This window comes from Alteromonas sp. ABH4_457, assembly GCF_056160625.1.
On sequence record NZ_JBSWXN010000001.1, the window covers coordinates 216905 to 231644 of the forward strand.

The 14740-nt window shown below is 49.9% G+C and carries 15 protein-coding genes; 3 read left to right on the forward strand and 12 right to left on the reverse strand.

The window, feature by feature from the left end:
* Window positions 1–56: 56 nt before the first annotated feature.
* Together ACXAGR_RS00860 and ACXAGR_RS00865 are read right to left on the reverse strand one after the other, a co-directional pair.
* Entirely contained in the window at window positions 57–1775 is a 1719-nt protein-coding gene (locus ACXAGR_RS00860; protein WP_474847547.1) for a bifunctional protein-serine/threonine kinase/phosphatase, read from the reverse strand.
* An 11-nt stretch (window positions 1776–1786) separates the two neighbouring features.
* Window positions 1787–3259, reverse strand: a complete 1473-nt coding sequence (locus ACXAGR_RS00865) for a NarK family nitrate/nitrite MFS transporter (protein ID WP_474847549.1) — start codon at window positions 3257–3259, stop codon at window positions 1787–1789.
* A gap of 480 nt (window positions 3260–3739) precedes the next feature.
* Here ACXAGR_RS00865 and erpA point away from each other — a divergent pair, with 480 nt between their 5' ends.
* Together erpA and ACXAGR_RS00875 are read left to right on the forward strand one after the other, a co-directional pair.
* Window positions 3740–4084: an iron-sulfur cluster insertion protein ErpA gene (gene erpA, locus ACXAGR_RS00870; protein ID WP_119502295.1), complete on the forward strand. Its 345-nt coding sequence runs from the start codon at window positions 3740–3742 to the stop codon at window positions 4082–4084.
* Window positions 4085–4214: 130 nt separating this feature from the next.
* Window positions 4215–4787: a glutathione S-transferase family protein gene (locus ACXAGR_RS00875; RefSeq protein WP_474848100.1), complete on the forward strand. Its 573-nt coding sequence runs from the start codon at window positions 4215–4217 to the stop codon at window positions 4785–4787.
* A 3-nt stretch (window positions 4788–4790) separates the two neighbouring features.
* Here ACXAGR_RS00875 and ACXAGR_RS00880 read toward each other — a convergent pair whose 3' ends face one another.
* Both ACXAGR_RS00880 and ACXAGR_RS00885 read right to left on the reverse strand, forming a co-directional pair.
* Complete coding sequence (locus tag ACXAGR_RS00880; RefSeq protein ID WP_474843139.1) at window positions 4791–5729, reverse strand: D-2-hydroxyacid dehydrogenase; 939 nt, start codon at window positions 5727–5729, stop codon at window positions 4791–4793.
* A 95-nt stretch (window positions 5730–5824) separates the two neighbouring features.
* On the reverse strand, window positions 5825–7138 hold the full coding sequence (locus ACXAGR_RS00885; protein WP_181013633.1) for an OapA family protein: 1314 nt from the start codon (window positions 7136–7138) through the stop codon (window positions 5825–5827).
* Between the two features lie 181 nt (window positions 7139–7319).
* On the opposite strand from ACXAGR_RS00885, the gene tyrS reads away from it, so the two are divergent.
* Complete coding sequence (gene tyrS / locus ACXAGR_RS00890; protein ID WP_474847552.1) at window positions 7320–8522, forward strand: tyrosine--tRNA ligase; 1203 nt, start codon at window positions 7320–7322, stop codon at window positions 8520–8522.
* Between the two features lie 95 nt (window positions 8523–8617).
* Here the strand turns inward: tyrS and ACXAGR_RS00895 are convergent, their stop codons facing one another.
* The 8 genes from ACXAGR_RS00895 to ACXAGR_RS00930 all read right to left on the reverse strand — a co-directional run bounded on the left by ACXAGR_RS00895 (window position 8618) and on the right by ACXAGR_RS00930 (window position 14730).
* Complete coding sequence (locus ACXAGR_RS00895) at window positions 8618–9205, reverse strand: GNAT family N-acetyltransferase (protein WP_474847554.1); 588 nt, start codon at window positions 9203–9205, stop codon at window positions 8618–8620.
* Window positions 9202–9591: a DUF2721 domain-containing protein gene (locus ACXAGR_RS00900; protein ID WP_119502290.1), complete on the reverse strand. Its 390-nt coding sequence runs from the start codon at window positions 9589–9591 to the stop codon at window positions 9202–9204. The genes ACXAGR_RS00895 and ACXAGR_RS00900 overlap by 4 nt, the downstream gene beginning before the upstream one ends.
* A 72-nt stretch (window positions 9592–9663) precedes the next feature.
* A complete protein-coding gene (locus tag ACXAGR_RS00905) occupies window positions 9664–10074 on the reverse strand; it encodes a rhodanese-like domain-containing protein (protein ID WP_474847556.1) in 411 nt (136 codons plus the stop codon).
* Between the two features lie 116 nt (window positions 10075–10190).
* The gene (locus tag ACXAGR_RS00910) at window positions 10191–11144 is read right to left on the reverse strand and encodes a cobalamin biosynthesis protein CobD/CbiB (RefSeq protein ID WP_474843130.1); all 954 of its coding nucleotides are present in this window, start codon (window positions 11142–11144) and stop codon (window positions 10191–10193) included.
* Between the two features lie 14 nt (window positions 11145–11158).
* Window positions 11159–11854 carry a 5'-methylthioadenosine/adenosylhomocysteine nucleosidase gene (locus ACXAGR_RS00915; RefSeq protein ID WP_119502287.1) on the reverse strand — a complete coding sequence of 232 codons (696 nt, stop codon included), beginning with the start codon at window positions 11852–11854 and terminating at the stop codon, window positions 11159–11161.
* Window positions 11855–12014: 160 nt separating this feature from the next.
* Entirely contained in the window at window positions 12015–12602 is a 588-nt protein-coding gene (locus ACXAGR_RS00920; protein WP_119502286.1) for a DUF2726 domain-containing protein, read from the reverse strand.
* Between the two features lie 163 nt (window positions 12603–12765).
* The gene (locus ACXAGR_RS00925) at window positions 12766–13125 is read right to left on the reverse strand and encodes a hypothetical protein (RefSeq protein WP_119502285.1); all 360 of its coding nucleotides are present in this window, start codon (window positions 13123–13125) and stop codon (window positions 12766–12768) included.
* Between the two features lie 189 nt (window positions 13126–13314).
* Window positions 13315–14730 (reverse strand): FAD-dependent oxidoreductase, encoded by a 1416-nt coding sequence (locus tag ACXAGR_RS00930; protein WP_474847558.1) that lies wholly within the window; start codon window positions 14728–14730, stop codon window positions 13315–13317.
* Window positions 14731–14740 lie beyond the last annotated feature (10 nt).

Below are 14740 nucleotides of genomic sequence, written 5' to 3' on the forward strand. Positions count from 1 at the left end.
TAACATCACTGTTTTTTACAGAAAACTAAAGAATAAGTTCAGTTACGGTTAACGCTTCATCGGTTAAGCAGCCAGGTCATCCACACTATGACCCCGCAAAGTACGGCGCAAATCATTTGCCAGAACAGGACGGGATTACGTTCCAGCAAAGGAGAGAATGTTTGTTCACTGACAATGAGATCTTTCGGATTACTAAACGCGGTTTCGAACTCAGAATAGGCATTAAACCGCTTCTCCCGTTCCGGTTGCGTGGCTTTTTTCAGGCAGATATCCAGCCACGCCGGCAGATCGGGACGAAATGACTTCAGGCTGCGGTACTTGTATTCAAAAACGTTGGCCGGAATATAATCCTTAAATTTAAAGGGCTGGTAGGGGAGTTCGCCGGTGAACATTTCGTACACCACAACACCAAGAGAAAACAGATCAGAACGGAAATCGCTCTGGTTGTCGATCAAAAATTCCGGCGCAATATAGTTTACCGATCCCACCGGGTAGTCTTCCTGCTCCTGTTCACCGGTTTCCAGCAGAGCCTTTACCTGTACAGTACCGAAATCAATGATTTTGACTTCGCCGGTATCGGTAAGCATGATGTTTTCCGGTTTGATGTCGCGGTACACCATATCATTGCGCTGAAATACTCTGAGTCCGGCAATAATTTGTTTAACGATGCGGCGTATCTGTTCAGGGGCGGGCTTCGGATTATCAATCATCCACTGTCGCAGGGTGATCCCTTCAACGTATTCGCAGATGTGATAAATAAATCTGGCATTGTCAGGCCGGGGAAAGACCTTCATCACGGAGGGGTTATCCAGGTGTTTGCCTATCCACTCTTCCCGCAGAAAACCCTTCAGATGGGTGGGATCGTCTTCAAAATACTCTGTAGGCGTTTTTAAGCCGTACACTTTACCGGTTTTTTCATCGGCGACTTTATACAAACTGGAGCGGGTACCATTAAAAAACTGTTCAATCACCCGGTAACCGTCAACTTTGTGGCCGGGTTCCAGCGGCGGTAACAGGCGCAAGGAATCCAGCATTGCATCTGCATCCGCGGCATCACCGGCGGGCAAATCATTCACCTTTACCAGCAGGCAGGTTGTATTGTCGTCACTGCCTGCTTTCAGGGCTGCACTGACGATATTAAATGCCGTTTGTTCGAGATCATTGGTGTGACTGTCGAGATGCTGACGGATTTGTCTTGAAGACAAAAAGTTAGTAACGCCGTCGGTTGTCAGTACGTAAATTTCATCTTTGTTCAGCGCAAAGCGGGAAAAATCCACATCCAGCTTTGCCTCCAGCCCTATGGCCCGGGTGAGGACAATATTACTGCCCTGTCTCGCTGAATGATCACGGCTGAGTTGTTCCAGGTTGCCCTGCGAATAGCGGTAGATCCGGCTGTCTCCCACGTGGAGCATAAATCCGCAGCGGGATTTGAATATCACGCTGCTGAGCGTGGTGAGCATCTGGCTGTAGCCACCATGAGAATAGTCATATTGCCCGTGACACCAGCGGTTGAGACTGTTAAGTACCTGACCGGCGGCGCGCTGAACGGTCCAGCTTGCCGGGGTTTGCATATAGTCGTGAATAAAGTTGGTGACGGCTGTGTTGGCCGCTTCCTTTGCCCGTGTACAGGCAGACACGCCGTCGGCAATGGCGACGGCGATACCTTTGTCTTTTACTGCGTGGTCTCTGGCTTGCCAGGCCGCAAAGGCATCCTGATTTTCATCTTTGATGCCCTGCGTACTGTAACCGCCAAAACTGAGATCTAATTGAGACAAACGGAAGGGCCTTAGTGTGAACCTACCTGAATAAGTTCAACTGTACCATCTTCATTGACTTCGGTAATAGTACCTCCCGGTTCACGCATGAATAGCAGTGCTACAAAGCCCAGTGCAGCAGTGGCACTGATCACCAGGAAGAAAACGGAGGCATCGACAAAAGAGTAAACCGTTAAATATGTCACCGCACCCACATTACCGTAAGCACCTGTCATTCCTGCTATCTGGCCGGTCAGGCGACGCTTGATGAGCGGCACCACGGCAAATACAGCACCTTCACCGGATTGCACGAAGAAAGAGCAAGCCATAACGGCAAGGACTGCCAGCCAGACGGGCCATTGACCGGTAATATGACTTAACGTGAAGTAGCCCAGTGCCAGACCTGCGGTGAGGATAAGCAGGGTTTTCTTACGGCCGAACTTGTCAGAAATTAAGCCACCGCCGGGGCGGGACATCAGATTCATAAATGCATACATACCCGCCAGCAGGCCGGCTGTTGCCATTGACAGTTCAAAGGTTTCAGCAAAGAAAGCCGGTAACATTGAAACTACGGCCAGTTCTGAACCAAAGGTCGCAAAATACAGGATGTTCAGAACCGCAACCTGTTTAAACTCATAACGGTGTTCAGGAGCAACCGGCGTTTTAAATATTTCGCGGTTCACTTTGAAGGTAGACCAGGCATCAAAAAGATACAGCGCAGCCAGTAGCACATAGAGGGGTACCGCTACACTTTCGCTGAACATGGCTACGCCTTGCGGGGATAATTTCCAGTTCAGTAGTGCCAGCGCGGCATACATAGGTGTTTTCATCACCAGCAGAAAGATGAAATCGCCTTTACTGGTGACTTCCATCCCACCCAGGTTTTTCGGACGGAAGTAAGTCGAGCCTTTGGGCGTATCTGTGACGTTGGTGAAGTAAATCACACTGAAGATCAGGCAAAGTACTCCGGTAAGGGCAACGGCGTAGCGCCAGCCATCATCACCGCCAAACAGCAGCGCCAGCGCCGGTAAGGTAAATGCTGCAGCCGCAGAGCCAAAGTTGCCCCAGCCACCATACACACCCTCGGCAGTGCCCAACTCTTTAGGAGGGAACCACTCACTGACCATACGGATACCAATGACAAAACCAGCGCCGATAAAGCCCAAAGCAAAACGGGCGATAGCTAACTGAGTGAAATTGTCGGCGAAGGCAAATACAAAACAGGGGACAGAGCAGACGGCAAGCAATGCGGAATAAACGATGCGGGGGCCGTATTTATCAGTGAGTGCACCAATGATCACTCGGGCCGGAATGGTCAGCGCCACATTGAGGATCAGTAAGGTCTTCCATTCTTCAATGCTCAGCCCCATATCATTCATGATCACCTGTTTAAGCGGTGCCATGTTGAACCACACCACGAAGGTCACGAAGAAGACCATCCATGACAGGTGGAGAATTTTCATTTTTCCGGTGAAGGAGAAAAGATTAAATTTTTCAACACTCATTGATTGTGCCCTTAAATAAAAAAACCCGGCGCTGATAGTTCAACGCCGGGCATCATTGCCTGATAACAGATTGTGTCACATCCGGTCTTCGGCCGGCTCTGTGGTAAAAACTCATTATGCTGGAAAGCATGGGATGTTAACCCGACATAGAGTTAGCGAAAACCATGCCTGTTTTTTTATTTCATGATTTCAATGAGTTAGAAATTCACCCGGACACGTTGCCCATGTCGGTTGCATTGTTTTGGTGCGCTCGTCTTCGTGTGGTGCAAACGAATGTTGTTTTCAGCAGTTTCCGGTCAGAGTCGCGGAGCACAGGATTGCGCGGATTAGTTGATTGATTTGGTCAGGTATTAGATAATTAGCCATATCCCGTTCACCGGCTCTGCTACTGAGCTGATGTGTGGTCCCGGCCTGTTCAGGGTTGTGAGACGTTCAGGGATGTTTTCAGGGCGAAAGCCCGTGGTATTTTGCGAGGTAACTATGTCTGTAGAAATGGCGCTGCCAATCGATTTTTCTGATTCTGCTGCGAAGAAAGTGAAAGAGCTGGTCACAGAGGAAGAAAATCCGAATCTGAAATTGCGTGTGTATGTCACTGGCGGTGGCTGCTCGGGCTTTCAGTATGGCTTCACTTTCGACGAGAAGGTAAATGAAGGTGACATGACCATCGAAAAAGACAGCGTTACGCTGGTGGTCGATCCTATGAGCCTGCAATATCTGGTGGGCGGTACCGTTGATTATGTAGACGGTCTGGAAGGTTCCCGCTTCCTGGTGGATAACCCCAACGCCACAACCACCTGCGGGTGTGGTTCAAGCTTCAGTATCTGAATATCCTGTAACTCATCATTCTCTCAGGTGCACCGGTCTGATTTAACCTGTGCACCCTGTACCATTTTCCGGTTATACCCGTTACTGTGTCGTCATTACTTTGTTCTCAATGTTGCTGAGGAATTTTATGATGAAACTGTACGGCTCCGTTACATCGCCTTATGTTCGCCGCATACGCATCGTGCTGTCTGCTACAGAGCACGAATTTATTAATCTGAACATCTTTGAGGGTGAGGGCCGGGACATACTGGCATCTAAAAATCCTACTCTGAAAGTGCCGTGTCTTGAAGATGATGGTCAGTTAATCTTCGACTCCCGTGTGATCCACAGTTATTTGCTGGCAAAGCTGGATTTGCCACCTCTGAGCTGGGACCAGGAAAACCAGTTGACGATGATTGACGGTGCCAACGACTCGTTTGTTCAGCTTTTCATGCTGAAGCGTTCAGGCATTGAGGCCACCAACGATCAGTTGTTTGTCCGCCTGCAGAAAGAGCGTATTGCTTCTACGCTTGGCTTGCTGAATGAAATGGTCAGTGCCGGCGAGTTTGATGGTTGGGGTTATCCGTCGGTGGCGCTGTTTACACTTATTGACTGGGTTGAGTTCCGTGAACTGCATCCCCTTACCGGTCTTGATGCGCTGAAAGCCTTCCGCGAACAGCACATTGACCGGATAGAGGTCACCGCTACTGACCCCCGCGGTTAAGCACTAATAGCCCCGTGTAAAATTGAACTGATGCATCAGGGGCTGACAGGATAAATAACGCTGTAAGTTATCTGCAAATAGCGCAGCCACATCGGCAGGGCGGGATTCCGCCGCGGTGTGCTGCGTTATTTTGATTTTGGGGTGTTGCCAGAATGGGTGTGAGGCTGGCAATGGTTCTTCATTAAAGACATCCAGGACCGCGGCTTTCAATTGCCCGTTATCCAGTGCAGAGAGCAAATCCTCTTCAACGATGGCAGAGCCCCGCCCGGCATTAATCAGTACACAGTCACCGGACAACCCGGAAAAGAAATCAGCATTCAGTAAACCTCTTGTGTCCGGCGTATCCGGCATCAGATTCAGTACAAAATCGCACCGGCCGGCAAACTCATGCACTGACGCCTGCGTGTACATCGCCGTGTAACCTGCTTTCGGTTTACCACTGCGGCTTAACCCGATGATATTCAACCCGAATACTTCTGCCACCGGTAATATTGCATCCGCAATGGAACCCGCGCCGGTGATCCCGAGCGTTTTACCCTGCAAACGGGCGTAGCGGGGAGGTGACCAGACAGCATTGCGTTGTGCTTGTGCATAATCATCAACAGAGCGGGAATAGTGCAACAGCCAGGTAAATACATATTCCCTCATCTGTACCCCGAAAATCCCCTTTGCGGCTGTCAGCAGATAGTCTTGTCTGTCCAGCGCCAGTAAGGGTCTGTTGCCCGCCCAAACCGACTGACACCATTTCAGTGCCGGCATTTGGGGGATCACCAGGGCAGCAAGGTCAGGATCCGCCAGCAGAATGGTGACACTGTCTTTGTCCACATCCACCGGTTCCGTTGTAATGCAATCAAGTACCACGTTGTCAGGGAGTAATGCGGGGATCAACGGCGCATATTCCTGCGCTTCATTGCTGAGCACTGCCAGCTTATGGGTGTTCATAGGGCATACCGGTTGTTGTTTATATGTCATTGTGCGGGAACAAAAATGCCCGCATAGCGGGCATTTTCAGTATGTTCATTGTCTGCGCGACAGGCTTATTTCATCGCCAGCATCAGACGCTTGGTGTTATCCAGCTGACCTAAGCGTACCTCAGCAATTTTCATAAAGGCGTCTTTTTCTGATGAGTCGATAGGACGCGCTTTCGGCAACTCTACGGTTCTGGGGTTACGGTGTACACCATCTACCAGAAATTCATAGTGAAGGTGAGCGCCGGTTACCATACCTGTTGAACCAAGATAGCCTACTGTCTGGCCCTGTTTCACCGTGTCACCACGCTTCACACCACGCTTTTTAAGGTGCAGGTATTTGGTAACGTATTTCTCACCATGCTGAATGAACACGTAGTTACCATTAAAGCGGTTATACGACGCTTCAATAACCTTACCGTCACCGGCGGCCATGATTGGCGTACCGACGGCTGCCACGTAGTCTGTACCGTTGTGAGATTTCCAGCGTTTCTGCACCGGATGGAAACGGGCTTTAGTAAAGTTAGAGCTCACGTATTTGAAGTTAATCGGCGCACGTAAAAAGCTTTTACGCATGCTACGGCCTTCCGGCGTATAGTAATTGCCGTCATCATGCTGGATAGCAACAAAGCGCTCACCCTGATTCACAAATTCAGCGGCAACGATATCGCCGTAGCCCACAAATTCGCCGTCGATATAATTTTCTTCATACACGATATTGAACAAATCGCCCTGACGGATACCCATAGCGAAGTCAATATCCCAGCCGAAAATACCCGCAAGGTGCATGATCTGATTGTCTGTCAGACCGGCATCAACACCGGCATTCCAGAAGCTGGAGTCGATTTCACCCTGTGCAAAGCTGTAGCGGGTTTCGATTTCTTTCGCTTCCAGCTGAGCGGTGAGGCCATCGTCTTCAGCATTGCGCTTGATAAGCAACGCTTCTTTATAAGAAATGGCGTAACGCAGTCCGTCAAAACTGCCATCTTCACCTGCGCGCAACTGCAACTCGTCACCCGGAATCAGTGTGACCAGGGTTTTTGCCAGTTCGCCTGCCTGAGTCACGTCATAAGTATCGCGGGCAGAAAAACCTGCACGCTTGAATATTTTAGCCAGTGTGTCGCCACGACCCACTTTGAATGTTTCCCAGCTACCCTCGTCTTCTTCGACATAGATTTCCGGCGTTTCAATGACTGAAAGCGCAACAGGGTAACGCACACCTGCGTCTAAAATCAGGGATTCCTGATGACGACTTGCTTCGACCGGTTCAGAAGGAAGAAGAATAAGACCACCCAGTAAAAAACTGGCGATCACCAATCCGGTCCGGTGTGGTTTGGGAAGATTTTTGAATGTTTTCAGAACCACGGTAAATTTCAATCTCATATTACTGCCCAGCCTGAGAATATCGTGTTACAGCACGACTTTCCACCAAAGCACCTGTAATTTCATGATTAGATCGCACAGGAAGCCGATTTTTGACGGTCAAGTCTTTCAAAGGTTCACCGGGATGCGTAAAATGCCCCGATTAAATTTTCCCAGTAAATGTAATAAGTGTGGAACGAGCATGACCGATTGGCAAACCGCTTTAGCTGAAATTAAACGGGGTACGGATGAGATCCTGCCTGAAGAAGAGTTAATTGAAAAACTCAAGTCAGGCAAGACGCTGACCATCAAGGCTGGTTTCGATCCTACGGCACCAGACTTACATTTGGGTCACACCGTCCTGATTAATAAACTTCGCACCTTTCAGCAGTTAGGCCATAACGTTGTGTTCCTGATCGGTGATTTCACCGGTCTTATCGGTGATCCTACCGGTAAAAACGTGACACGCAAGCCTTTAAGCAAAGAACAGGTATTGGAAAACGCTAAAACGTATCAGGAACAGGTATTCAAAATCCTCGATAAAGAGAAAACGCAGATTCGTTTTAACTCTGAGTGGATGGATGCACTGGGTGCGGCTGGTATGATCAAACTGGCGGCCAGCCAGACGGTAGCCCGTATGCTTGAGCGTGATGACTTCAAAAAGCGTTACAACGGTGGTCAGCCAATCGCTATTCACGAATTCCTGTACCCGCTGGTTCAGGGTTATGATTCTGTTGCACTGAAATCAGATGTTGAGCTGGGCGGTACTGATCAGCGCTTTAATCTGTTAATGGGCCGTGAGCTGCAAAAAGAGAACGGTCTGAGCCAGCAGGCGGTAGTGATGGTACCACTGCTGGAAGGTTTAGACGGCGTGCAGAAAATGTCTAAATCGCTGAATAACTACATCGGTATTACTGATGCGCCGAACGATATGTTTGGTAAAGTGATGTCGATTTCTGATGATCTGATGTGGCGTTACTACGACCTGCTGAGCTTCCGTCCTCTTGAAGAAGTGGCAGAACTGAAAGCGAAGGTTGAAGCCGGTGCGAACCCCCGTGATATCAAAATCGAACTGGCAAAAGAGATCATCGCCCGTTTCCACGACGAAGCTGCAGCAGAAGGCGCGCATCAGGACTTTATTCAGCGTTTCCAGAAAAACGCCATCCCTGATGACATGCCGGAAGTGTCTGTTGCTATGGAAGCTGACGGCATTGCCATCGGTAACCTGCTGAAAGAAGCGGGGCTGGTGGGTTCTACCTCTGATGCCATGCGTATGATTAAGCAGGGCGCGGTGAAGATTGACGGTGAAAAAGTCGAAAATACCCGTCTGGTGATCACAGATGCAGGTGAAGCCGTGTATCAGGTGGGTAAACGTAAGTTTGCCAGAGTTACACTGACAGCATAATTTTCCGGTGTCCGCCGCAGAAATAAGAAAACCCGCATGATTGCGGGTTTTTTAATGGCTGTTGATGTGTATTTACCGTAGCGGGCAGTGGCTGATTACGGAAATACAATCATCATTTCTGCCCCTTCGCATTCACAATAACCGGGACAAACAGGGCAATCATAGCCTTCATGGATGGAAGCATAACGCCATTTTCCGGGGTGTCTGGCAATCAGTTTACCGCCGTTTTTACTGAAATAACGAAAGGCACTGTTACCCGGACTACCCAGCCAGATATGGGCCAGGCCCGCCAGGGCACCCTGTTCCTTCGCTTTTTGTGTGGCGATTTCCAGCAACCGGCTGCCAATGCCACATCCCTGCAGACGATCGTCTACCGTATTACATTTGAAATAACACACCCGTGACGGATCCACCGGCCACTCTGCCACAGAACACCATTCGTCAGGCTGCCATTGGGAGTGGGCAAAGGTCAGTCTGAATCCGGCGATCTCACCGTTGTACAGAGCAACGTAGCTGGCATTAATATTGTCGTGCCAGCCCTTATGATACATTTCTTCCAGAGAGAAATGAGACAGATAACCGTCACCCTGAATGCGGTTGCCTAATAACAACACGCCCTCAAAGTGCTCCGGCGCAAGGGGGACGTAAGTAATATCGCTGGCTGATGGCTTATTGTTTTTCATTTTTTATTATCTTTTATGCCATCCAGATGGAAATCCAGTGCTTCAACAGAGATCAGGATTTCCCGCACAGACATCCACAATGAATACATCAGACACACCAGACTGGAGGCGAATATCCAGTTTCCGGCCAGCTGATACGTCAGGTAAATGGCAAGCATGGATAAGACACACAGGAAAAAGCTGACAACACCGGCTATCTGCATGCGTTTTATGAATAAAATGCGCTGGCGCAGGTTACGGATTTGCGCCTGTGTGTTTTCGTCGCGGTTTTCACGGGCAAAGTTACGGATTATCGTTGCCAGTGTCAGGAAGCGGTTCGTGTAAGCCAGGAGCAACAGTGAAATCGCCGGAAACAACATGGCCGGCGTAGCAATATCTATCTGCATTGACATATCTGCTTAAAATGAAAGCGCGGAATACTACCAGCTTAATCCGGTTTCTGCCATACAGGCAAGCAATCACATTCTCTCTACGGGCAAACCGGCTTCTGTCCAGCCCAGCATATCGCCTTCAAGGTGACTGATACCGGTGAACTGCTTCTGTTCCAGCATCTGCATTGCTATTTGCGCCCGACGCCCGGAGCGGCAGTAAATAATGATAGGTTTGTCTTTGGCATCATTCAGCTGTTCCACATACTCGCCGATGGCTTCGTGAGGCATGTTGATGGCGCCGGGAATATGGCCGTCAGCGTATTCCTGCGGAGTACGCACGTCGATGAGTAACCACTCGTCGGCTTTCACTTTTTCCAGCATGAAAGGCGTTGCCTGAACTGAGCGGAATCCGTCGGCTTCGGCTTCTTTTGGCCAGTAAAAGGTTGTTGCAACAACGGCAACGATAATAAGAGCAGAAACAACAATGATTTTGCGCATGAGGTTATCCGTCACTATGTTCCGTATATCTGTTTTAACTTGTGTTTCCGGTGCAGTGTACACTATCTGAACAAGGCGTGCAGAACCCTTTTACATCCCGGGCAGTTAGCACAGTATTAAAAAGCATATAGTGCGTGCAGGGCAGAAAAGATCACAACAGTGATCCCCAGCAGCAGTAAAACCGCTCTGGTAACAGCCTGACGACAATGTGTCATGTCTGAAAAGCGCACCTCGCGGTGACCGCCGACCCGGCTGTACCGGATCATATTCCCTGAGTAAATGGCCGGGCCACCCAGCCGGATCCCTAAGCTCCCGCCACATAACGCCAGCAGCAGTGAGGTGCTGTCTCTGGATCTTGCCTGTGAGAGCGCTTTAAATCCGGCAACCGGATGTGTTGACAGTGCCAGTAATATTGCACCGGTAAATGCAGGGACCAGCGAGAGCAGCCGGGTGACCCTGCGAACGGGCAGGGCAAACCAGTAGAAGCCGGGGTTTCGCCAGTGCCACTGCCAGCTGAATAAGAGCAGCAGACGATACAGCAGTGCTGCCACCGGACCGGCAATCAGAAACCAAAAAACCACACCGCAAAACTGGTAGCAGAACCTGAGCAGTAAACTTTCCATGGCAGCTTTAGCAATACCGATATCTGACAGACGAGCACAGTCGCGGGCGACGAAGTGGGACACCATTTCTCTGGCAAGGACTTTCTTTTCTCTGCCAAGGGCGGTGACGACAGCATTGTAGTGCCATCTCACCTGAGCGAAGTCCATGACGCAGAGCAAAATGACTGCTTCGAAAAACAGCGGATATTCAGCCATGGTAACCAGCAAACCGGTAAGCACAGTGAAAGGCACGATAAGTACAATGGCACCCAGTGCGCCGGATATCCGGTGTTGGGAAGGGCTGTCAGTGGATTTGGGTTTTACTTTTGTCGCCATCCCGGCCGCCAGCAGGCGGAATACGGTTAACGGGTGGTATTTGGGAGGCCAGCGCCAAAGGCTGTCGATGGCGATAACCACCAACAGCAGGGCGAGATTTTGTAATAAGGGGCTGTGGAGCAGGGCGTCCATGCTTAACACTATGCTCAGGCTAAACGGGCAATCATTCCCATAACCAGTTCAGCAGAGTGCTTCGCTGCGGTTTCCAGATATGCCTCGAAGGACACTGATGATGTCTTGCCGGCGATATCAGACAAAGAACGGATCACCAGAAACGGTGTTTCCAGCATAAAACAGGTTTGTCCGATGGCTGCGCCTTCCATTTCACAGGCCTTCATTGCCGGAAAAGTGTCTTTAATTTTCTGTGCCGCTTCATCTGAACCGACAAAGGAATCGCCGGTACAAATCATGCCAGTGGTGTTCTGGATATGGGTGATGTCCTGTGCCGCGGCGGTAGCAGCTTCAACAAGCCGGGGATCGCAGTCGTATTGTGGCGGCATACCGGCACATTGCCCAAGTTCATAACCAAAATGGGTAATATCCACATCGTGATATTTCACTGCACTGCCGACGACCACATCACCGATATTCAGCGCCGGATCGAAGCCGCCGGCTGAACCGGTATTAACAACATAATCAGGCGTGTATTGCTCGATAAGTGCTGTTGTGGCAAGGGCTGAAGCAACTTTACCAATACCGCATTTTACCAGCACGACTTCAGCGCCATGCAGGGTGCCGGTGTAAAAGGTCAGATGTTTCCACTGTCGGGTTTCACAATCTGTCAGAGATGCCTGTAACAGTGCAATTTCCTGATCCATTGCGCCAAGAATACCGATTTTCATAAATATGTTCCGTCGATGTACCGCCCGGCGAACTGGGTGTGCGCGGGTCCGTTAAGTCATGATTGTTAATGGTAATATGAAAGTGAAGAAACTGACAGAAATTAGGGGAAAATGGGTCGGTACCTTGGGGAGAATACCGACCCGGAGAGTAAAAGGTAAATTAAGCAGCCGCTGCCCGGCTTGAACGCACCGGACGTGTCGGGCGTTTATTCGGTGCAGGGTTAAGCGTCGGCGCCTGTGCAATACGTTGCTGTTTGCGGCGGTAAGGCACCAGCTTGCTTTCGATACATTCGCGGATCTCTTCAGTGGTATAACCGGTTTTCACCTTAATGCGCACATGAGGCAATCCTGCTGCATCCAGCGCGCCGCTGACAAAAAAGTCGCGCTGGGATTTGTATTTGTTCTTGCCATCGTTATAAACAAGGTCGATAGCCATAACAGGCGTCATGTCGTCGCGGTCACATAATACGTAATCCAGTTGCTTTGACGACGCCCGTGACATGGCGCTGGAGCCTTGTTTTTTACTGGCTTTAGCTCTTACTGCCAGTACATCGCTCAGGCGTACCCTGCAGACGATGCGGAATTCACGGCCCACCGCCTGCTCAATCAGTTTCAGAAAATTATGTTCTACCGGTGTGAACAGCTGAGGTTTACTGCGAAAAGGAAAGCTTACACCGCTGTCCGACAATTTCATGGCGCCCAGAGCCACCACAATCAGTAACATCATTAAAATTATAGCCAGTTCCATATTGATCCCCGCGAAAGCAAAATCACATACGTCAAAAAAGTGACGTTTTGTGTCGTGAATTAGTCAACAAGCTGGATTTTGCAAAGGAAGTGCCAGACCGCTAAAAATTTGCAAGGTCGGGAGAGCGTCCGGCACAGAGGAGCTGGGAAGAGGCTGACAGGTCTCAGTTGGCCTTAACAATCATCATATCTACCTGAGAACCTTCGTGATCAGGGGAAATGATAACCCGCACACTGTCGTTAGCTGCAGTGAGTAACGTTCTGCCCTGTACTGTTGCTGCGACCTGCATACCGGGATACTGCGCCGTGTAGTAGTCGATGAGTGTTTGCTGTGGTGTCGCGGAATAAAACACCAGCGTGGCAGGCAGTCCGCTGTCGAAAACCTGACATTGCTTTGCGTCATCCGGCATGGTCAGCGTGTGAAAGTCTGCCGGACAGGCGGATGTGTCAGGCGCTGCAGCCACAGATAACGAAGCCGTACACAGCAGAGTCGCTGCAATCATACTGCACGTCTTTTTGTTCATTTTTACTCTCCCTTTATTAAGCGGAATGGATGCTTAACAGATGAGTAAAACTATAGGCAAGAACCCCTTAACCGGCAATAAAGCATAGGTATACCGGCACACACTCAAGTATCGGCGGTTGATCTTCAGAAACGAAAAAAGCCACGGAATTCTCATCCCGTGGCTTTCGTTTTTTTGCTTTGAGCCGTATTAAACGCCGAGGTAATCCATGATGCCGTCGGCCGCTTTACGGCCTTCGTCAATGGCGGTTACAACCAGATCACTGCCCCGAACCATATCGCCACCGGCGAAGATTTTCGGGTTAGCAGTCTGATAAGCGTACTTACCACCGGCAGGGGCGATAACACGACCCTTTTCATCCAGGATAATACCGTAGTCAGCAAACCAGCTGGCAGGGCTTGGCTGGAAACCGAAGGCGATGATAACCGCATCCGCTTCAAGCACGTGCTCTGAACCTTCCACCTCAACAGGACGACGACGACCGTTGATGTCCGGCGGACCCATTTCAGTTTTAACCAGTTTAACACCGGCTGCAGTGCCTTCACCGGTCAGCGCGATATCCAGCGGTTGTACATTGAAGACGAATTCCACACCTTCTTCTTTCGCGTTCTGTACTTCCTTGCGTGAACCGGGCATGCTTTCTTCATCACGGCGATAAGCACAAATTACGCGTTTTGCGCCCTGACGGATAGACGTACGTACGCAGTCCATAGTGGTATCACCACCACCCAGCACAACAACGGTTTTGTCTTTCATGTCGACAAAATCAGCAGGATCTTTTTCCAGCCCCATTACACGGTTAGTATTCGCAATCAGGAACGGCAGGGCATCGAAAACGTCTTCAACGTGCTCATTGTCGAATCCGCCTTGCATGGACTTGTACGTACCCATACCGAGGAACACTGAATCGTATTCATCAAGCAGCGCCTGGAAGTCGATATCTTTACCGATTTCAGTATTGAGTCTGAACTCCACACCCATTTCGGTGAAAATTTCACGACGACGTTTAATTACGTCTTTTTCCAGCTTGAACGAAGGAATACCGAAGGTTAACAGGCCGCCGATTTCTTCGTACTTGTCGAAAACAACCGGCTTCACACCGTTACGTACCAGAATATCTGCACAGGCAAGACCTGCAGGACCGGCACCAACGATAGCGACTTTCTTGTCTGTCCAGACTACGTCAGACATATCCGGACGCCAGCCCATTTCGAAGGCGGTGTCGGTGATGTATTTTTCAATACTACCGATAGTCACAGCGCCGAACTCGTCATTCAGCGTACAGGCACCTTCACATAAACGGTCCTGCGGACAGACACGGCCGCAAACTTCCGGCAAGCTGTTCGTTTTATGAGAAAGTTCTGCCGCTTCAATAATACGACCTTCATTCGCAAGACTCAGCCACTGCGGAATGTAGTTGTGAACCGGACACTTCCACTCGCAATAAGGGTTACCGCAGTCCAGGCAGCGGTCTGCCTGGCCTTCGGTTTGTGATTGCGTTAACGGTTGATAAATTTCAGCGAACTCACCCTTACGCACCATGATAGGTTTTTTCGGCGGGTCAATCCGTTCAACGTCAACAAATTGGTATACATTTTTAGCCATTACTTCACCT

Coding starts and splice junctions, on each gene's coding strand:
- ACXAGR_RS00880 (WP_474843139.1), bottom strand. CDS start 5,729: ATGAACACCCATAAGCTGGCAGTGCTCAGCAATGAAGCGCAGGAATAT.
- ACXAGR_RS00925 (WP_119502285.1), bottom strand. CDS start 13,125: ATGAACAAAAAGACGTGCAGTATGATTGCAGCGACTCTGCTGTGTACG.
- ACXAGR_RS00895 (WP_474847554.1), bottom strand. CDS start 9,205: ATGAAAAACAATAAGCCATCAGCCAGCGATATTACTTACGTCCCCCTT.
- ACXAGR_RS00915 (WP_119502287.1), bottom strand. CDS start 11,854: ATGAAAATCGGTATTCTTGGCGCAATGGATCAGGAAATTGCACTGTTA.
- erpA (WP_119502295.1), top strand. CDS start 3,740: ATGTCTGTAGAAATGGCGCTGCCAATCGATTTTTCTGATTCTGCTGCG.
- ACXAGR_RS00865 (WP_474847549.1), bottom strand. CDS start 3,259: ATGAGTGTTGAAAAATTTAATCTTTTCTCCTTCACCGGAAAAATGAAA.
- ACXAGR_RS00875 (WP_474848100.1), top strand. CDS start 4,215: ATGAAACTGTACGGCTCCGTTACATCGCCTTATGTTCGCCGCATACGC.
- ACXAGR_RS00930 (WP_474847558.1), bottom strand. CDS start 14,730: ATGGCTAAAAATGTATACCAATTTGTTGACGTTGAACGGATTGACCCG.
- ACXAGR_RS00920 (WP_119502286.1), bottom strand. CDS start 12,602: ATGGAACTGGCTATAATTTTAATGATGTTACTGATTGTGGTGGCTCTG.
- ACXAGR_RS00900 (WP_119502290.1), bottom strand. CDS start 9,591: ATGCAGATAGATATTGCTACGCCGGCCATGTTGTTTCCGGCGATTTCA.
- ACXAGR_RS00910 (WP_474843130.1), bottom strand. CDS start 11,144: ATGGACGCCCTGCTCCACAGCCCCTTATTACAAAATCTCGCCCTGCTG.
- tyrS (WP_474847552.1), top strand. CDS start 7,320: ATGACCGATTGGCAAACCGCTTTAGCTGAAATTAAACGGGGTACGGAT.
- ACXAGR_RS00885 (WP_181013633.1), bottom strand. CDS start 7,138: ATGAGATTGAAATTTACCGTGGTTCTGAAAACATTCAAAAATCTTCCC.
- ACXAGR_RS00905 (WP_474847556.1), bottom strand. CDS start 10,074: ATGCGCAAAATCATTGTTGTTTCTGCTCTTATTATCGTTGCCGTTGTT.